The organism is Paenibacillus hunanensis, assembly GCF_034055775.1.
GTDB lineage: Bacteria > Bacillota > Bacilli > Paenibacillales > Paenibacillaceae > Saccharibacillus > Saccharibacillus hunanensis.
Window position 1 is genome coordinate 1,512,501 of the sequence record NZ_CP139194.1, and the last position, 19,439, is coordinate 1,531,939.

Consider the following 19,439-nt stretch of genomic DNA (forward strand, 5'->3'; position numbering starts at 1 on the left):
GTTCTCCCCGAAATAGCTTTAGGGCTAGCCTCGGAAGATGAGTCGCGGAGGTAGAGCACTGATTGGGTGCGGGGCCCGCAAGGGTTACCAAGCTCAGTCAAACTCCGAATGCCGCAGACTTTATTCCGGGAGTCAGACAGTGGGTGCTAAGGTCCATTGTCAAAAGGGAAACAGCCCAGACCATCAGCTAAGGTCCCCAAGTGTGTGTTAAGTGGGAAAGGATGTGAAGTTGCACAGACAACCAGGATGTTGGCTTAGAAGCAGCCACCATTTAAAGAGTGCGTAATAGCTCACTGGTCGAGTGACTTTGCGCCGAAAATGTAACGGGGCTAAACACACCACCGAAGCTATGGCTTGATGCTTGCATCAGGGGTAGGGGAGCGTTGAATTGAGGTTGAAGGTATACCGTAAGGAGTGCTGGACACAATTCAAGTGAGAATGCCGGTATGAGTAACGAAAAGATCAGTGAGAATCTGATCCGCCGAAAACCTAAGGGTTCCTGAGGAAGGCTCGTCCTCTCAGGGTAAGTCGGGACCTAAGGCGAGGCCGAAAGGCGTAGTCGACGGACAACAGGTTGAAATTCCTGTACCACCGAGAGCCGCTATGAGCAACGGGGTGACGCAGGAGGGTAGTGACGCAGGCTGATGGATGCCTGTCTAAGCAGTGAGACTTGTGTGTAGGTAAATCCGCACACTTTAAGGTCAGGCTGTGATGGGGAGCGAAAATTACAGTAGCGAAGGTCATGATCTCACACTGCCAAGAAAAGCCTCTAGCCAGGAAGCAGGTGCCCGTACCGTAAACCGACACAGGTAGGTGAGAAGAGAATTCTAAGGCGCGCGGAAGAACTCTCGTTAAGGAACTCGGCAAAATGACCCCGTAACTTCGGGAGAAGGGGTGCCCCGGTAGTGTGAATAGCACGAGGGGGCCGCAGTGAAAAGGCCCAAGCGACTGTTTAGCAAAAACACAGGTCTGTGCGAAGCCGCAAGGCGAAGTATACGGGCTGACGCCTGCCCGGTGCTGGAAGGTTAAGGGGAGTGGTTAGCGCAAGCGAAGCTATGAACCGAAGCCCCAGTAAACGGCGGCCGTAACTATAACGGTCCTAAGGTAGCGAAATTCCTTGTCAGGTAAATTCTGACCCGCACGAATGGCGTAACGATTTGGGCGCTGTCTCAACGAGAGATCCGGTGAAATTTTAATACCTGTGAAGATGCAGGTTACCCGCGACAAGACGGAAAGACCCCATGGAGCTTTACTGCAGCTTGATATTGAACTGGGGTGCGATTTGTACAGGATAGGTGGGAGCCTACGAAGAGGGAGCGCAAGCTTCCTTGGAGGCGCCGTTGGGATACCACCCTGATCGCATCTGAGTTCTAACCTAGTACCGTGATCCGGTACGGGGACCGTGTCAGGTGGGCAGTTTGACTGGGGCGGTCGCCTCCTAAAATGTAACGGAGGCGCCCTAAGGTTCCCTCAGAATGGTTGGAAATCATTCGAAGAGTGCAAAGGCAAAAGGGAGCTTGACTGCGAGACCTACAAGTCGAGCAGGGACGAAAGTCGGGCTTAGTGATCCGGTGGTACCGCATGGAAGGGCCATCGCTCAACGGATAAAAGCTACCCTGGGGATAACAGGCTTATCTCCCCCAAGAGTCCACATCGACGGGGAGGTTTGGCACCTCGATGTCGGCTCATCGCATCCTGGGGCTGAAGTAGGTCCCAAGGGTTGGGCTGTTCGCCCATTAAAGCGGTACGCGAGCTGGGTTCAGAACGTCGTGAGACAGTTCGGTCCCTATCTGTCGTGGGCGTAGGAAATTTGAGAGGAGCTGTCCTTAGTACGAGAGGACCGGGATGGACGCACCGCTGGTGTACCAGTTGTTCCGCCAGGAGCATCGCTGGGTAGCTACGTGCGGAAGGGATAAGCGCTGAAAGCATCTAAGCGTGAAGCCCCCCTCAAGATGAGATTTCCCAATTAGTAAGACCCCTTGAAGACGACGAGGTAGATAGGTTGGAGGTGGAAGTGCAGCAATGCATGGAGCTGACCAATACTAATCGGTCGAGGGCTTATCCTATCTTTCTAAATACGCGATGATTCGTTTCGGATTCAGTTTTCAGGTGATCAACCTGTAGCAAGAACGTTTGGTGATGATGGCGGAGGGGTTCCACACGTACCCATCCCGAACACGACCGTTAAGCCCTCCAGCGCCAATGGTACTTGGACCGCAGGGTCCTGGGAGAGTAGGACGTCGCCAAGCGAAGAGTAAGACCTTCCGCTCTGTAGAGCGGACAATATTCCCTGATAGCTCAGTTGGTAGAGCACTCGACTGTTAATCGAGTTGTCACAGGTTCGAGTCCTGTTCGGGGAGCCATATGGAGAGGTGTCCGAGTTGGCCGAAGGAGCACGATTGGAAATCGTGTAGGCGTCACAAGCGTCTCGAGGGTTCGAATCCCTCTCTCTCCGCCAGAAGCCCGTTAGTGATTAACTAATGAAATGTAAAATAAGGCTTGCAATTATGTAAGAATTGTGTTAAGATAATAAAGGTTGTTTTGAGTAAGGCCCGTTGGTCAAGGGGTTAAGACACCTCCCTTTCACGGAGGTAACAGGGGTTCGAATCCCCTACGGGTCATAATATGGAGACTTAGCTCAGCTGGGAGAGCATCTGCCTTACAAGCAGAGGGTCGGCGGTTCGATCCCGTCAGTCTCCACCATATAGACTTTATTTGACGACGCGGGGTGGAGCAGTCCGGTAGCTCGTCGGGCTCATAACCCGAAGGTCACAGGTTCAAATCCTGTCCCCGCAATTAAAGTGGAACCGTGGTGTAGGGGTTAACATGCCTGCCTGTCACGCAGGAGATCGCGGGTTCAAATCCCGTCGGTTCCGCCATTTATAATTTAGAAGTTTTAGTTATAATGAGGATTACAAAGAAACACATGCAGTATGCGGACGTGGCTCAGCGGTAGAGCATCGCCTTGCCAAGGCGAGGGTCGCGGGTTCGATTCCCGTCGTCCGCTCCATACGCGCCCTTAGCTCAGCTGGATAGAGCGTTTGACTACGAATCAAAAGGTCAGGAGTTCGAATCTCTTAGGGCGCGCCATTTATTTTTAAGTTTTTCACACTTGCCGGTGTGGCGGAATTGGCAGACGCGCGCGACTCAAAATCGTGAGGGAAACCGTGGGGGTTCGAGTCCCTTCACCGGCACTTATATCGGGATGTAGCTCAGCTTGGTAGAGCACCTGGTTTGGGACCAGGGGGTCGCATGTTCAAATCGTGTCATCCCGATACAGAAAAGCCATCATTCTTAATGAATGATGGCTTTTTATTTTATATAAGAGTTTATTTGTATATAAGAGAATGGGTTGGTTAGTTTTTGAATGTACATTGTTGAATATACACTATATAAAATGTATATGTATTTGATTGGTTTGTACGTATCATGGACATAGGTACTTCTTATATGAGAAAGATACGTATATAGGTAGAATACGTATACTGAGCGAATATACTTGATAATTATTGAGCGTACTTATATAAAAGCGAGCATGCTTATATAGAAGCCCATTTTGCATAGAAATTACATGAAAATTTTAAGTTGTGCATATGCATCGCTGCATATATACATCAAAGTATTGATTTAACTTGTTAAAATGTACTGGTTCCATTTTTGTTGCCAGTGGATGTCTTGCCAGAATGGGTGATGAGGTGCACAATTAGAGCATAGTGTCATGCCCCAGAAGTTCATTTTCATACCAAGCTGAATAGCATATTCGGCGATAAACTTTCCTACAGGACCTTCTTCAAAGCTTGCATATAGTGGTGTATAACCGATATAGCCTTCGCCTACAACGACAGGGATATGCTGCTCCTCTGCCCATGCGTGAATCTCCGTTAGACGTTCTTCTGCTTTGTTTAGCATCGCTTGTTTATGTTCTCCATAGTGATCGTATAAGTATACATCCCAGCGATCGGGATCAGCCCAATCATGTACGTATAGCATTTTGGCACCTACAGGATTACCGTCTAATCTCCACGCTTGCTCTGATGGTAGCTGCCATTGTTGAATCGAAGGAGCATTTTCACGTAATAGACTTTGTACGAATGGATTAGGAAAAGGAGCATGCTGTTCATCCAGATCCATGGCATCCATTAACTGTTGAAGCACACCTTTCAAATAGAGATGGAAATGAGCGACCTGAAAGTTACGAGGTAGAATCTTTTTATCATAGGGCTCATTGGCAGTATAGCAGCCTGTCATCAGTATATCTGGATGACGATCACGCAGTAACTGAACGGCTTCTTCTACATAAGGGGTAAGGTGACGAATCTGTTCACCGATTGGATGTGCAGGAATACCTGCTTCATCGGCAAGGGCAGTGAGTTGTCCAAATTCGATCTCGTTATGTAGCTCAGTGTAAGCGATCTGCTGCTGAAAGCCAGCTTGTTTTAGAAAGTCGAGCAAGCTGTTCATCGAATGTGCAATTGTGAGGAAACGCTCGGCTGGTGGTATCTGTCTTAGTTCTTGCCACAGCTCGGGCGATTCAAGAAAGCTGGGGCTTTGCTGATATTCCCAGGATGATAGGATAATGTAGCAATTATGAAGCCGGGCTTGCTGAAACAGCTCTAGTATATGCTGATGCCCGTCTAGCTCGGCGCCACCCGCACAATTGTACCAGCGACTCCGCTGACCAAGCTGTCCCAAATTACTGAATCGCAGCTTTCCTGAACGTGGCCCTTGCGATGTAAATAATAGAAAAGGCATTGCACAAATCCGAATCGTATTGTAGCCGCGCTCTACAGCTTCTGTAAAACGTGCCTGCAAGTCATGATAAGGCTCTCCGGGCATGGTCATTGTATACCAGGAAAAATCCCACATTGTAATAGTAAGACGCTGAGGTAGATGGTTCGGTATGATCAAGGGAATAGGCACTCCTTTGTGAATGAAATGAACTACATTTTGTTATATAGCTAGTGATGCTTTCTCTATAGATAACTGTGTCAGCGATAAGTGCGTAGTAGCAGGATAGGTATAGAGAAGATAGCGCATATGGTTAGAAAAAATAAAAGATAAAAATGGAGAATGAGAAATGAACAATGAAATAGAAAAGACAGAAATTTAGAAAAGATATAATCATCTTATGTGCGTATTCATAGCTATTTGAATTCGGTAGTCATGAAGTTGGTTCGATTGTTGAGTTTCGATTGCTAATTATATAAAAAGAATTATGACTGCGCTGGAATTGATTTAAACAGGTAGATGTAAGAATGAGAGAGGCTCTTGTGGATCAAGATTTCCTTACTATCAAGCTAACGTGAAATGGAATGGATGACAATGTAATAAACCGTGCGAAATGTTTGAATAATAGTGTTGATCAGATGTCTATTTAATAGAGAAGGGGGCTTATGGACGATAGCTTGGTTAATATAACAGATCCTTCAATTACTCATAGGAGAGATACTGCATCTTTATCCTTAGGCGATAGGAATGAAGCTAGATAGTATGCAGCAAAATTAAACGACGAAGAAAATGCAGGTATACATTAAGAGGTGCAACAAAGATATAGAAGACATCTATAAGATACATATAGAAGGCTAAGGTACATATGAAAGACTAAGATACCAATGGAGTAAATAAAGTTAGGACGTGTTTTAAACTAAATACGATAGAAAAACCTGGTTAAGCAGGTATATCAATTCACCAAGTATGCATAACAATTCGCCGCGGCCGCCATAGAAATTTTCTGGTATAATAAAAAAATGATACATATGTTCGCCTGTTTCGCTTATTATAGAGAGGAAGCCATTTTTCAACAAAGACGTTGGAGTATGGTCTGAACGGCGGGTTACGTAAGGGAGAGATGGATTTGCGTATTATGGGAATTGACCCCGGGATTGCGATTGTTGGTTTCGGGTTTATCGATAAAAATGGTAGTAAGCTGACGCCGGTGCAATATGGCTGTATTCAGACCGAGGCGCATACACCGGAGGAGGAACGTCTACTCCATGTGTATGAAGGTATGGTGCAGCTGATCGAAAAGTATGAGCCGCAGATGATTGCATTTGAGAAGCTGTTTTTTAATCGTAACGTAACTACGGCGATGTCGGTTAGTCAGGCGCGAGGTGTAGCTATTTTAGCAGCAGCGCAAAAGGGATTACCAATCGCTGAATATACACCAATGCAGGTGAAGCAGGCTATTGTCGGCTATGGTAAGGCAGAGAAGCGTCAGGTGCAGGAGATGGTACGGATGTTTTTGAATTTGCAAAAAGTGCCAAAACCAGATGATGTAGCGGATGCGCTCGCTGTAGCTGTCTGCCATGCTCACTCCTATGTATTAAATTCCAAGTTAAATGAGGTATTGAAAAAATGATCGATTTTTTGCGTGGGCCTGTAGTTCATCTGGAAAATGAATATGTAGTGATGGATGTGCATGGCGTAGGTTATCGTGTATTTTGCCCGAATCCATTTGCAATTGCAAAGGCAGAAGGGGAAACGATTGTGTATATTCATCATCATGTACGTGAGGATGCCATTCAGCTGTTTGGTTTTCCGACTCGGGATGAGCAGAAGCTATTTCGTAAGCTGATTGAAGTGTCGGGCATTGGGCCTCGGGTGGCGCTTGGAATTTTGAGTGGTGGTAGTCCAGAGGGTGTAATTACGGCGATCTATCAGGAGAATATTACGTTCCTGACCAAGCTTCCTGGTATTGGGAAGAAGACGGCACAGCGTATGATCCTCGATCTGAAGGATAAGCTGGATGGTATCGGTGACTCGATTATGGCGACTGGACTGTTTGCAGCGACGGCGACAGCACCGGCTGTAGCTGGTGGCGATGTATGGTCAGAAGTGCGTGAAGCTTTGAAAGCTCTTGGTTATACTGATACTGAACTGGATCGGGTATGGCAGACGCTCAAACATGAGGTATTTCCAGAGGATACGGTGGATTCTGTTATGAAACGGGCTTTGAAGATGCTGTATACTGGTTAAGCACAAGCAGCACAAGCAGCACAAGCAGCACAAGCAGCACAAGCAGCACAAGCAGCACAAGCAGCACAAGCAGCACAAGCGTGGTAAATAAGATAAGTGACAGGAGCAATTTTGTATTTGCACTTGTGTGCTTGTTAATAAGCAGTTGTAGCGCTGCTTACATCCGTAAATAACGACTGAGATACAACATGCTAATATCAAATTACACTCTTGTATTATAAAATCTTTTGTACTATATAAAATCGTATGATCAATATCAAACAATAATATAAAGCAATTATATCAACCAACTATAAAATAAGATAAAACAAGCAATATGAACGATGAATAGGAGTGTACATCGTATCCATATATTATCTTATCAACGTATGAATAACGTATCGATGATGAAACAAACTTGCCGCAGGCAAGAAGAGGGGAGCGATTAAGATGACGGATGACCGCATTATATCGGCAAATTTGATGATGGAAGACCAAGCGGTGGAACTCAGTCTGCGTCCCCGTTACCTTGCGGAATATATCGGACAGAGTCGTGTAAAGGAAAACCTGAAAATCTATATCGAGGCTGCCAAGATGCGCGGCGAAGCATTGGATCATGTATTACTATATGGCCCGCCAGGACTGGGTAAAACAACGCTGGCGAATATTATCGCCAATGAGCTAGGGGTAAACCTGCGTACGACATCAGGGCCAGCGATTGAGCGTCCAGGGGATCTGGCTGCATTGTTAACGAATCTACAGGACGGAGATGTGCTATTTATCGATGAAATTCACCGTTTGAATCGTTCGGTGGAGGAGGTACTGTATCCTGCGATGGAGGATTCGGCACTTGATATTATGATCGGTAAAGGACCAAGTGCACGCTCGGTACGTCTGGATTTGCCGCCATTCACCCTGATCGGAGCGACAACTAGAGCGGGGCTGTTATCGGCGCCATTACGCGATCGTTTTGGTGTAGTCAGCCGATTGGAGTTTTATACAGTGGATGAGCTGACGTTTATTGTAAGTCGTGGTGCAGATATTCTCGGTATTGAAATTCTGGGGGATGCTGCTGAGGAGATTGCGCTTCGTGGACGTGGTACACCGCGTATTGCGAATCGTTTGCTCAAGCGTGTGCGTGACTATGCGCAGGTTCGTGGTGACGGGATTATTACACCGGAGATTGCAAAGGAATCGCTCAACATGCTACAGGTCGACCCTTGTGGTCTGGATCAGATCGATCATAAGATGCTGGAGGCGATGATTCATAGCTTCCGCGGCGGTCCGGTAGGTCTGGACACGATCGCAGCGACGATCGGCGAGGAAGGGCAGACGATTGAGGATGTATACGAGCCTTATTTGCTTCAACTGGGCTTTTTGCAGCGTACGCCGCGTGGACGTGTGGTAACACCAAAGGCGTATAGTCATCTGGGCATTCCGATGCCGGAGGATTTGAAGGGGAAGTAAGGTTATAGCCTAGTATAGGAGAAAGCTACAGATACATGAAGGTATATATCTGTAGCTTTTTTTGTACGCTTATTTGGTTTTGATAGGCTCACACAGGAACGGGCACGAACGATTCCATTTTTAAGCACGATACATCATAAAATGCATCTAAGTACAAAGTAATACATTCCATAGGCTGTAGCTCACAATTTAACTGGAATCAGTTTACTTCGATACCGGGCTATGAAATAATTCAATAAAATACATTTTTCTGGAAATCGTAGCCTGCCAATAGTTAGATGGATGTAAGCTAGAGAAGTCGACCACATTAGAATTCACCTGTAAATAGTAATGGATGAATAGGGACTTATGAAAAGATGAATAGTCAGTAGTAAAAAGTTGCTGGGTAGTGAAAAGCTGTTGATTCGTTTTAATTGAGAGCAACGAACAAAATAAGCAACATCAATTACATACGATGTTCTGGCAAACAGGAGGTTGATTGGGATGAAGAAGAAAGTTATCGTGATGGCATTAGGTTTTGTAGTCGTAACTGCGGCTGGAGTAGCTGTTGGGAGGTATGGAGGAGCACAGCCGTCAAAGGAACAAGTGGCTGCACAGCGGCAGGCAGTTATGCAAACGACGTTTGATCAGTTGCAGTCGAAGGATGGTCAGAAGGGCTCTATATTTGGAGGATCTACAGATTCGCCAAACGATGCACTAATTGTGGAAGGCGACGGCATCCACATTTCCAAACAGGAATTTGATTTTTACAAAGCAAATGTAGAAATGGTGACAACGCTCAATCAGCTACAGCAGGGAACAGATAGCCCTGTAAATATTGGAACGGATGCTGAACTACTGAATCAATTATTGAAAAAAGAACTGGCTGTACAATATGCACAAAAAATAGGCATTACCGTCTCGGAGCAAGAAATGGCACAAATGGTGAAGGCTGAAAAGAATCGTTTATATGACCCTGCGCTGGCAAGTAAGAGTAACGATCAGCAGCTCATTCAGCAAATTATGAAGAGTAGAATCGCATTGACCGGACTTAGTGAACAGGAATTTTGGAATAGTGAGCAGATCAAGCAGCAATATGGAAAAACGATCTATATGAGTAAGCTGTATGATGAGCTATTGAAAAAGGGACAGATTGATGGGCCTGCTGCATTTGATGCATTTCAGGATCAGCTTGTACAGCAGCAACAGGGTCAATATACAGTAAATACACAATTGCTTAACAAAAGCTAAATTGAACTTAACTAAAAAAGCTATTCACGATGTCGCATAGACGTGGTGGATGGCTTTTTTCTATGAGGAAATCGTTTGTATGCTCTCGTTATAGCCAGCGTCAGCAAAAATCCTAAAAAAGTGTTATATTTATAACACGTATGTCTGGCAGCATTATCGTCAGGCATAAAGATGAAGTATAATTAAAGTAGATCGTCATGTCGTGAGTGTATCCTTTGGATGTTCAATCTATAATAAATCTTCTGAGGTGTGTATGCGTAAAACAAGTAGCTTTCTTTTGGCAGTGGTGATGAGCTGTAGTTTCTTCGGTCATTCTTCGGTATCTCATGCCAGTGAACCTTCGTTTGAAGAGGATGTGCGGGTGGGGCTATTTTTTAATGGCGGTAGTACATATACGTCTATCGTGCCAGTCGTTAATGTAAAATCTGCTGCTAGTTTGCAGGTTGGGGTGACACAGGGCGGCGTATTTGATTCGTGGCAGGATATCGGTCAGCAGGCGAGCTTTGGCATTGATGGATATCGGGTTAAAGTATTGGAAACGCCTAGCTTTGATACAGTGGCTGCTGGAATCAAATTACTTCAGCCAACTAGCGATAAGCCGATTGTATTCTCTACCTCAAAAGGTGGACAAACGGTGTATCAGCTGTATACAGGCATGTATGCTTCTGAAGCGAATGCACAAACGGCAGCCACTCGTGTTGCTTCCACTGCACGCTCATTACTGGGCGGACAAACGCCAACAGTGAAGGGTGGCATGCATCTGTCCGCAGGTAGCTTTGTAAGCTCAGCACAGGCGCAGGGCGTGCTCAATACGGCTCAAGTAGCAGGTCTGGATGCTTATATGGTCATGACTGGTAGTGGCTCTTACGAGGTCTGGATTGGTGAGGAAGCGAATGCTACGGCGCTTGCAGCGGTAAAAGCGACGGCAGCGGAAGCCTTACCTACAGCGCCATTAACAACAGTGAGCAGCTCCACGCCTGCCCTAATTATGCGTCAAAATGTGACGTCGAGCGTAACCAGTCCATCGCCGGTTAATCACTATATATTAAGCGGTACGAATGCCAAGCTGACGATTAAAGGGAATGCATCGGGTACGCAGGTGACGGAGCGTTCTGCACGTACGTATCGTGGTGATTTTGAGCTGAGTAACTATAATGGTCAGCTCGCATGGGTGAATGTGCTTCCGATGGAGCAATATCTGTATTCGGTCGTTGGTGGCGAGGTTTCGGCATCATGGCCTGCGGAGTCGCTCAAGGCGCAGGCGGTAGCTGCTCGTAGCTATGCTCGTTTTCAAGAGCAGGGCTCCAAGTTTAAAATTGCTGATGTGGTTGATACGACGCTCAGTCAAGCCTATAATGGCGTAGGTGCAGAGGATAAGCGGATCATTGCCGCAGTCGATGCTACAGCTGGCGAGGTCATTATGAAAAATGGCAAAGTGATCGAGTCGATCTTCTCTGCCAATGCGGGTGGCGCTAGCGCAGACACATCCGAGGTTTGGAATAGCGGCGGTGGAGATGTGTTTGTGACCGTTGATTCCAAAGGCGATGAAGCGGCGCAGGCTTCACTCAAAAAGTGGTATCATGTGCTGCTGGATAATGGAAGCTCTGGTTATATACGCGAGGATAATGTAAAGCTGACTGGCGATAAGACATCTGCTGGGCTGGATAAAATGACGGTGACGACTAAAAATACGAATGTGCGTAAGCTTCCAGTTGTACAAAACAGCGTGCAGTCGGTATCGCAGCTGAACCCGGGCGATGAGGCGGTTGTACTGGAGGTCGTTCCAGAATCGAACAGCTATCAATGGATTCGTGGCCCCTTCAAATCAGCGGAGCTACTCGCTGCATTAAAAGGAAAAACGACGTCTACCTTACCTTCTACGATCACATCGATTCAGGTAAGTCAGCGCGGCCCGTCCGGTCGTGTAACGGAGATTAAGATCAATGGGAGCGTCGTAAAGGTGAAGTATCCCGATATGTTCCGTTCGGCATTGAATAGTCTGCCAAGCACGCTATTTGATGTGGTGAGCACGGACAAATATACCGTGATCGGTTCTGGCAATGCACAGGATGAATTATCTGCTGGCGGTACGACATTGCTAGGCGCGTCTGGACAGGGGACAGGCAGTACGAGTACGGTAATCTTGAATGGAGATGGCAATGCACGTGTGACTGAGCCAGGCGGCTTCCTGTTTACCGGTCGCGGTAATGGGCATGGACTGGGGTTATCGCAATGGGGTGCCAAGGGTATGGCAGATCAAGGCGCAGATTATAAGGAAATATTAGAACATTACTATCATGACGTTGATATTGTGAAGGGATAAATGAACATGAAAGTTGATTTGTATGATTTTGAATTACCAGAGCATCTGATTGCACAGGTGCCACTCAAGGATCGAACAGCTTCTCGTTTGCTGGCATTGAACAAGCAAACCGGTGAAATTCGTCACCAGCATTTTGGTGATATTTTGGAATATTTTAATGAAGGCGACACGCTGATTTTGAATGACACACGCGTCATTCCAGCACGTCTGTTTGGAACGAAAAAAGATACAGGCGCCAAAGCAGAAGTATTGCTGCTCACTCAGCTGGAAGGCGATCGCTGGGAAGCGCTCGTTAAGCCAGGGAAAAAGATCAAAACGGGTGCAGTGATCCAGTTTGGCGATGAGCTGGAAGCGGTGATCGAGGAAGAAGGCGATATGGGCATGCGTGTGCTCACCTTCCGCTATGAAGGTATTTTCCAGGAGATTCTGGATCGTCTGGGTGAAATGCCACTTCCTCCTTACATTAAGGAAACACTGGATGATCGGGAACGCTATCAGACGGTATACGCGAAGCATGAAGGCTCAGCTGCCGCACCGACAGCAGGGCTTCATTTTACGACAGAGCTGTTAGAAGCGATTCGTGCTAAAGGGGTATCGATTGGTTTCGTTACACTGCATGTCGGTCTGGGTACATTCCGTCCGATGAGCGTGGACACGGTAGAGGATCATGTGATGCATGAGGAGTATTATTCGCTACCTGCGGAAACGGCAGAGCTGATCAACACGACCAAGGCTCGCGGTGGACGCATTGTGGCAGTGGGCACAACATCAGCGCGTACGCTGGAGACGGTAGCACGTGATTTTGCAGGTAAGCCATTGGAAGCAACAAGTGGCTGGACACAAATCTTCATTTATCCGGGACATCAATTTGGTCTGGTGGATGCAATGATCACGAATTTCCATTTGCCAAAGTCAACGCTGGTAATGCTAGTGAGCGCACTGGCTGGACGCGATCATATTATGGCGGCGTATGAGGAAGCGATTCGTGAGCAATACCGCTTCTTTAGCTTTGGCGATGCGATGTTCATTTATTAATATATTCATATAAACATATATTGTGCTAAGTAGGGTGGCTCCGGTATAATAAAATGTCGGTGCTGCCCTTTTTTTGGCTGTGATGCAAATGAAGGTAGCGATAGAGGGGTTACTGTTTACGTACAATAAAGAAGGGTGTCTGCGTCGAAGCAGACACAGTTGCCGATAGATGCTAAGCCAGGTGACGAGCGTCCAGCGGGACGTGAACGAATATTTTAATGCAGAAAGAAGAGAATACATGTGATGTCTGGACCAATTCGATACGAACATATTAAAACCTGTAAGCAATCCGGTGCGAGACTAGGTCGCGTGCACACACCGCATGGTGTCATCGAAACGCCAGCCTTTATGCCGGTCGGTACACAGGCGACGGTAAAAACAATGAGCCCAGAAGAGCTGAAAGAGATGGATGCGCATATTATTTTAAGTAATACGTATCATCTGTTCCTGCGTCCGGGTCATGACCTGATCAAGGAAGCAGGCGGCCTGCACAAATTCATGAACTGGGATCGTCCAATTTTGACGGATAGTGGCGGTTTTCAGGTATTTAGCTTGAGCGAAATGCGTAAAATCACTGAGGAAGGTGTACATTTTCGTTCTCATTTGAATGGAGACAAGCTGTTCCTGTCGCCGGAAGTAGCGATGGAGATTCAAAATGCGCTAGGCTCTGATATTATGATGGCATTTGACGAGTGCCCTCCATATCCAGCCGAGTATGAATATGTGAAAAAATCACTGGAGCGTACGACACGCTGGGCAGAGCGTTGCCTGGAAAGTCATGCACGTTCACATGATCAAGGATTGTTCGCGATCGTGCAGGGTGGTATGCATGAGGACCTGCGTAAGCAGAGTGCACTTGATTTGACTTCGATGGATTTCCCGGGGTATGCTATTGGTGGACTGAGCGTTGGCGAGCCTAAGCATTTGATGTATCAGGCGTTGGAGTATACGATGCCATTTTTGCCAACGAATAAGCCGCGTTATCTGATGGGTGTTGGTTCACCGGATGCGCTGATTGAAGGCTCTATTCGCGGTGTCGATATGTTCGACTGCGTATTGCCAACACGTATCGCGCGTAACGGTACAACGATGACCAGTCAGGGACGTGTGGTTGTGCGTAATGCACAATATGCACGCGATTTTAGCCCGCTGGATCCGAATTGCGATTGCTACACCTGCCGCAATTATTCCAAGGCGTATTTGCGTCACCTGATCAAGGCAGACGAGACATTTGGTCTGCGTTTGACGACGTATCATAACCTGCATTTCCTGCTGAATCTGATGCGCGGTGTACGTCAGGCAATTATGGAAGATCGTCTGCTTGATTTCCGTGATGAGTTCTTCACGCAATATGGACTGCACGGTAATGACAAGGGCTTTTGATCCAGCCCATTGATGAGCGCAAGACCAATGATAGAAACACAACGGAGCCCGGGCGACCGGCTTCCGGTTTATATTTTAATAAGGGGGAAACACCATGTTTAATGTAGCAGCTGCTGCAGGGGGTTCTGGCAACATGTGGATGTCCATTTTGCCGTTTGTACTGATGTTTGTTGTATTTTATTTTCTGCTGATTCGTCCGCAGCAAAAGAAGCAAAAGCAACGTAACCAGATGCTGAATGCACTGGGTAAAGGCGACAAGGTCGTAACGATTGGTGGTCTGCATGGTACAATCGTAGAAATGACAGACGATATCGTTGTACTGCGTGTAAATGATGTAACAAAGCTGACTTTTGATCGCTCGGCAATTAGCCATGCATCGGCAAAAGAAACAGCTCCAGCAGCTAAAGCCTAACCTGCTGTATCGCTATAGGGCGACAGGCAAGGTGGTATGATTCTAACAATGAATGTTGAACGGACTGCGCTTCTGCGTAGTCCGTTTGCTTTTTAACTATCGTTTATGTTGCACAGTGGAAGTACGTGCATAGGGAGTGAGTCTGCGGTAATATGAAGGTTGTACAAGGCAAGGATAGGGGGAATGAAGGCTAATGATAACGGAAATGATGAGCTGGCAGCCTACGGTTGCGCTCGTGATTTTTCTGGTGGCGTATGCGATCTGGATGACAGGGCAGTTGAATCGAGCACTGGTTGCGCTAATTGCCGCTGTGCTTTTTTTACTGCTTGGTATCGTGCAATGGCGTAGTGCGTTTCAGCTTCATATCCAGTGGGATACGCTTCTATTATGGGCAGGGCTTCTGGTAATGGCTGCTGTGATGGGTCGTAGTGGCTCGATACATCGGTTTGCGCTTGTGCTCATTCGTTATAGTGGAAGGCGCCCAGCATTATTATATCTATATATGATGTTGCTTGCAGGAGTCGGTGCAGCACTGCTTGAGCCTGTAACGATGATGCTGATCCTGGTGCCGATTATGATCGCGGTGGCGAAGGCATTTCGATTGTCGGCAGTGCCGTTTCTTATTGGTTCTGTACTCGCTACGAATATTGGAGGTACCGCAACATTAATCGGTCAGCCAGCGAATATATGGATTGGAACAAATAATACTGAGCTTGATTTTGTAGCCTTTGTTACAGCGCTGGGACCGATTGTGGGAGTATTGTTTGTGTTGAACATCGTGCTCGTATGGCTCTGTTATTGTAAAGTACTGCGTATCCAGCCATCTCTTCTACAGCCTGAGCAATCATCCATCGTACCCGAAATAGTGAATTCATCGCATTCTATCGTACGGCGCGCTGTCGTACCTGTATTATATATAGCAGTGATTATATTATTGGTATGGGCTTCGCAGCTTGGATGGGAGTCAGGCTGGATTGCAGCAGGTGGTGCAGTGGTATTACTCATTGCAGGTAAATGGACGAGTGGCATTCGTCCATCTAGTGTATTGAAGCAGTTAGAGTGGGATACGTTGCTGTTTTTTGCCGGGCTATTCATTCTAGCTGGTGGGCTGATCCAAACAGGCTGGATTATTGAAGGAGCTACCTATCTGATCGAGCTGACGAATGGTAATATGGGTCTGGTCGCAATGATTCTTTTATGGGTGACGGGTCTGCTGTCGATGACAATGGATCATATGCCATGGATCGCCGCCGCGATTCCGCTAATTCAGGAAACAGGTCAGCAGATGGAAGCAAGCTCAGCCGGGCTGCTGCATCCATTATGGTGGGCGCTTGCGCTTGGTGCAGGCATTGGAGGTAGTGGTACATTGCTAGGCTCAGCAGCTGGTCTTATCGCCGCCTCGATGGCAGAGCGAGAGGGACAGCGGCTACGCTATATTGAATTTTTACGAATTGCTTTGCCGCTGACCTTGCTATCACTTGTGCTGGCTTCACTCTATCTCATGTATGTGCTGATGCCTTCATCGGTAAGCTAATTCTACATTTTTATATGTAAAGTTTATGTAAAAAGCAGGAATTTGAGAAGGTAAGGGCGAAAGGTATAGAGTGTATTGTGTGCTGGACAGATCATCTGGCGGCGGTCATGTGAACAAGGCAGGATATGAAGTTAAAGGGAAGGTAGCTGGTGGATATGGATGAACTGAGCAATGCGGAGCTAACCGAGCTGATCGAATCGCTATGCCAGAGCAAGATTGAAGAATTTAAATTGCTTGGTTATGAGCAAATCACCTCGGAAGAGCTATGGGATTGCCTGAATAGTAAATATTCCAAGCAGGGAATGCCCAGACTGTATGAGCTGGTGAATGATATTTTATCAATGAAGCCGAATCAGTTAATGCACTACCTGACGATGTCCTCGTACAAAGAAGCAGATATACGGTAATTCCATTGCCGGGGGAACGTGATATGGATGCCGTTATCCACATATCCATGTACAAAATGCCTGCAATTGTCACATTTTGTTCGCAAAACGATCGACATTCATTGGACCAATGAGAAGCTGGGGCCGGTGTTTTACTGGCATCAGCTTGTTTGTTTTGTCGACCACCGGTAAATTGACTGTCATTTGTCGCATCGCTATAATAGGAATATTGAGAATGAAAGGGGAACCACACACGGGATGAAAAGACTCATCAGCTTCGTAGTCGTAATACTCGTCGTGGCCGGTGTGATCGGCTTAACGACACCGCTGTTTAAGGACATCCGTTTAGGCTTGGACCTTAAAGGCGGTTTTGAGATTTTGTATCAGGCTACGCCAACGACACAGGGGGAAGCAGTCACCAGGGAATCCCTGATTCAGACTGCAAAAAGTTTGGAGCAACGTGCGAATGCACTCGGTACAAGTGAGCCGGAAATCACTACAGAGGGAAGCGACCGAATTCGCCTTCGGATCGCAGGTGTAACGGACGAGGCTACTGTTCGTAAAACCATGAAAGAGCCAGCTGAGCTTACATTCCGCAGTATGTCGGGATGTCCAGTTGATTCTTCCCAATCGAGCTCTAAGGACCAAACATCGTCCACAGAGAAAAGCACTACAGACAAAGGTGCTGAAAAGAGCACAACAACTAGCAAATCCAGCGGAACGACCGAAACCAAATCCGGTTCCGACAGCAATGCCGTGTCTGCACAAACTGTAGGCTCTCCAGAAGGAGTAGAGGTAACGCCGTCAACAGGTGAGGAATCCGTTCCTTCCGATACGAATGCCGCTGCTGCAAGTCAAGATCCACTGAAAGTGTACTGTAAAGTGGAAATGACAGGTAATGACTTTAAGGAAAATGGGGCTTCAGTTGTATATAACTCGCTGAACCAGCCTGAAATCACAATTAAAGTTAAAGATGCTAAAAAGTTTGCTGAAATCACAAAACGTCTGATCAATCAGCCACTGGCGATCTTCCTGAATGATGATCTGCTGTCTGCACCAACAGTTCGTGCAGAGCTGACAGACGGTACAGCAAGCATCTCTGGTAACTACACCGTACAGGAAGCACAACAACTGAAAGATCAGATCAACCTTGGCGCATTGCCGCTGAAATTGACCGAGATCTATTCGCAAAGTGTTGGTGCATCGCTTGGACAACAGTCGTTGCAAGATACACTGCGTGCAGGGATTATAGCGTCCATCGTTATTTTACTGTTCATGATCTTCGTTTATCGTGTACCAGGTCTAATCTCTGGCTTCTGTATTATCGTATACATCTGGCTCACACTGATGATCTTTATTGCAGGTGACTTCACATTAACTCTGCCAGGTATCGCCGCTTTCATACTCGGGGTCGGGATGGCAGTCGATGCGAATATTATTACCTTTGAACGGATCAAGGATGAGATTCGTACAGGTAAAAGTATGTCGTCTGCATTCAAATCGGGTAGCCGTAGCTCATTCGGTACCGTTATCGATGCCAACTTGACTACAATCATTGCGGCAGCCGTGATGTTTGGTCTGGGTACAGGTGCAGTACGTGGTTTTGCACTGGTACTGATTTTCAACATTCTGGTTAGTATCGCAAGTAACCTGTTCTTCTCCCGCTATCTGTTGTCCCTGCTGATCAATGGGAAACTGATCGACAAACCGGAGTATTTCGGTGTAAAGGAGAGTGAACGCAGTGCGCTTTAAGTGGGACTATGATTTCGTTAAATTAAGCAAGTATTTCTACACATTCTCCATTGTAGTCACGATTGCTGGTATTATTTCACTGGCTGTGTTCGGATTGAACTATAGCGTTGACTTCCGTTCGGGCTCGAACGTGGATATTACGCTGACCAAGCCACTGACAGAGCAGCAGGTGAAGCCTGTGATCGATAAGCTGGACTTTGGTGAAGCCGCAGATATTAGTAACGGTAGTGCAGAGCGATTGTCCATCCGTTTTGAAAATGTACTGACGGATACACAGGAAAATCAACTCAAGCAAGCCTTCACAAAGGATCTGGATAGTGGCGCTTCGTTTGAAGTGAATACGGTAGATCCGACGATTGCGAAAGAGCTGGAGCGCAACGCGATCTATGCAGTTCTGCTTGCAAGTCTCGGGATTATCATTTATGTTACGATTCGCTTTGAATGGCGCTTTGCGGTGGCTTCGGTTGTCGCGTTGCTGCATGATGCGTTTCTCGTTATCTCGGTCTTCTCCATTTTCCGTCTGGAAGTGGATCTGACCTTTATTACAGCGGTGTTGACCATCATCGGTTACTCCTTGAACGATACGATCGTTATCTTTGACCGTATTCGTGAAAATATGCGGTTTGCCAAACAGAAAAACCGTGGCGATGTGGCAACAATCGTGAACAAAAGTATTTCTCAAACGATGACTCGTTCCCTGAATACGGTACTGACTGTGTTTATCGCGTGTCTGTTCCTGTTCATTCTGGGTAGTGAGTCGATCCGTATGTTCTCGCTGGCAATGATGATCGGTCTGGCATTCGGGGCATACTCCTCGATCTTTATCGCGAGTCCACTCTGGCTCGTACTGAAAAACAAACAAAAGCCAAAAGCAAAAACACCGTCGAAGACGACGGCATAATCTTGCAAGCTTTCAACGGTGAAGCCGCGTCCTGTTATTGGCGCGGCTTCCGTTTGTCTTAG

The 19,439-nt window shown here is 46.8% G+C and carries 13 protein-coding genes, 10 tRNA genes and 2 rRNA genes (1 of these 25 only partly in view); 24 read left to right on the forward strand and 1 reads right to left on the reverse strand.

The window, feature by feature from the left end; genetic code table 11:
- The 12 genes from SK066_RS06075 to SK066_RS06130 all read left to right on the forward strand — a co-directional run.
- Positions 1 to 2,066 (forward strand): 23S ribosomal RNA (locus tag SK066_RS06075) (it extends 857 nt beyond the left edge of the window).
- Between the two features lie 66 nt (positions 2,067 to 2,132).
- Positions 2,133 to 2,249 (forward strand): 5S ribosomal RNA (gene rrf / locus SK066_RS06080).
- A 38-nt stretch (positions 2,250 to 2,287) separates the two neighbouring features.
- Positions 2,288 to 2,363 (forward strand) — tRNA-Asn (locus tag SK066_RS06085).
- A gap of 3 nt (positions 2,364 to 2,366) precedes the next feature.
- A tRNA-Ser gene (locus SK066_RS06090) sits at positions 2,367 to 2,458 on the forward strand.
- A 91-nt stretch (positions 2,459 to 2,549) separates the two neighbouring features.
- Positions 2,550 to 2,621: transfer RNA gene (locus SK066_RS06095), tRNA-Glu, on the forward strand.
- 6 nt (positions 2,622 to 2,627) lie between these two features.
- Positions 2,628 to 2,703: transfer RNA gene (locus SK066_RS06100), tRNA-Val, on the forward strand.
- A gap of 19 nt (positions 2,704 to 2,722) precedes the next feature.
- Positions 2,723 to 2,796, forward strand: a tRNA-Met gene (locus SK066_RS06105).
- A 7-nt stretch (positions 2,797 to 2,803) separates the two neighbouring features.
- Positions 2,804 to 2,879, forward strand: a tRNA-Asp gene (locus tag SK066_RS06110).
- Between the two features lie 56 nt (positions 2,880 to 2,935).
- Positions 2,936 to 3,010 (forward strand) — tRNA-Gly (locus tag SK066_RS06115).
- A gap of 3 nt (positions 3,011 to 3,013) precedes the next feature.
- A tRNA-Arg gene (locus SK066_RS06120) sits at positions 3,014 to 3,090 on the forward strand.
- 24 nt (positions 3,091 to 3,114) lie between these two features.
- Positions 3,115 to 3,194, forward strand: a tRNA-Leu gene (locus SK066_RS06125).
- A gap of 7 nt (positions 3,195 to 3,201) precedes the next feature.
- Positions 3,202 to 3,275, forward strand: a tRNA-Pro gene (locus SK066_RS06130).
- Positions 3,276 to 3,627: 352 nt separating this feature from the next.
- On the opposite strand, the gene SK066_RS06135 is transcribed toward SK066_RS06130, so the two are convergent.
- Positions 3,628 to 4,866: a cellulase-like family protein gene (locus SK066_RS06135; RefSeq protein WP_320544818.1), complete on the reverse strand. Its 1,239-nt coding sequence runs from the start codon at positions 4,864 to 4,866 to the stop codon at positions 3,628 to 3,630.
- Positions 4,867 to 5,854: 988 nt separating this feature from the next.
- Between SK066_RS06135 and ruvC the strand changes: the two genes are divergently transcribed.
- From ruvC to secF, 12 genes are all read left to right on the forward strand, one after another.
- Positions 5,855 to 6,358, forward strand: a complete 504-nt coding sequence (gene ruvC, locus SK066_RS06140) for a crossover junction endodeoxyribonuclease RuvC (protein WP_188776098.1) — start codon at positions 5,855 to 5,857, stop codon at positions 6,356 to 6,358.
- The gene (ruvA, locus tag SK066_RS06145; protein ID WP_320544024.1) at positions 6,355 to 6,975 is read left to right on the forward strand and encodes a Holliday junction branch migration protein RuvA; all 621 of its coding nucleotides are present in this window, start codon (positions 6,355 to 6,357) and stop codon (positions 6,973 to 6,975) included. Before ruvC ends, ruvA begins: the two co-directional genes overlap by 4 nt.
- Positions 6,976 to 7,404: 429 nt before the next feature.
- On the forward strand, positions 7,405 to 8,421 hold the full coding sequence (gene ruvB / locus SK066_RS06150; protein WP_188776100.1) for a Holliday junction branch migration DNA helicase RuvB: 1,017 nt from the start codon (positions 7,405 to 7,407) through the stop codon (positions 8,419 to 8,421).
- A 483-nt stretch (positions 8,422 to 8,904) separates the two neighbouring features.
- Entirely contained in the window at positions 8,905 to 9,651 is a 747-nt protein-coding gene (locus SK066_RS06155; protein WP_320544025.1) for a SurA N-terminal domain-containing protein, read from the forward strand.
- Between the two features lie 253 nt (positions 9,652 to 9,904).
- Entirely contained in the window at positions 9,905 to 11,974 is a 2,070-nt protein-coding gene (locus tag SK066_RS06160; RefSeq protein ID WP_320544026.1) for a SpoIID/LytB domain-containing protein, read from the forward strand.
- Positions 11,975 to 11,980: 6 nt separating this feature from the next.
- Positions 11,981 to 13,009 carry a tRNA preQ1(34) S-adenosylmethionine ribosyltransferase-isomerase QueA gene (gene queA, locus SK066_RS06165; protein ID WP_320544027.1) on the forward strand — a complete coding sequence of 343 codons (1,029 nt, stop codon included), beginning with the start codon at positions 11,981 to 11,983 and terminating at the stop codon, positions 13,007 to 13,009.
- Between the two features lie 243 nt (positions 13,010 to 13,252).
- Complete coding sequence (gene tgt, locus SK066_RS06170) at positions 13,253 to 14,392, forward strand: tRNA guanosine(34) transglycosylase Tgt (protein ID WP_320544028.1); 1,140 nt, start codon at positions 13,253 to 13,255, stop codon at positions 14,390 to 14,392.
- 94 nt (positions 14,393 to 14,486) lie between these two features.
- Positions 14,487 to 14,804, forward strand: a complete 318-nt coding sequence (gene yajC / locus SK066_RS06175; protein WP_320544029.1) for a preprotein translocase subunit YajC — start codon at positions 14,487 to 14,489, stop codon at positions 14,802 to 14,804.
- Positions 14,805 to 14,997: 193 nt separating this feature from the next.
- Positions 14,998 to 16,338, forward strand: a complete 1,341-nt coding sequence (locus tag SK066_RS06180) for an ArsB/NhaD family transporter (protein WP_320544030.1) — start codon at positions 14,998 to 15,000, stop codon at positions 16,336 to 16,338.
- A gap of 155 nt (positions 16,339 to 16,493) precedes the next feature.
- On the forward strand, positions 16,494 to 16,745 hold the full coding sequence (locus SK066_RS06185; RefSeq protein ID WP_320544819.1) for a post-transcriptional regulator: 252 nt from the start codon (positions 16,494 to 16,496) through the stop codon (positions 16,743 to 16,745).
- 237 nt (positions 16,746 to 16,982) lie between these two features.
- Positions 16,983 to 18,476: a protein translocase subunit SecD gene (gene secD / locus SK066_RS06190; protein WP_320544031.1), complete on the forward strand. Its 1,494-nt coding sequence runs from the start codon at positions 16,983 to 16,985 to the stop codon at positions 18,474 to 18,476.
- The gene (gene secF / locus SK066_RS06195) at positions 18,466 to 19,377 is read left to right on the forward strand and encodes a protein translocase subunit SecF (RefSeq protein WP_188776109.1); all 912 of its coding nucleotides are present in this window, start codon (positions 18,466 to 18,468) and stop codon (positions 19,375 to 19,377) included. Before secD ends, secF begins: the two co-directional genes overlap by 11 nt.
- Positions 19,378 to 19,439: the final 62 nt, after the last annotated feature.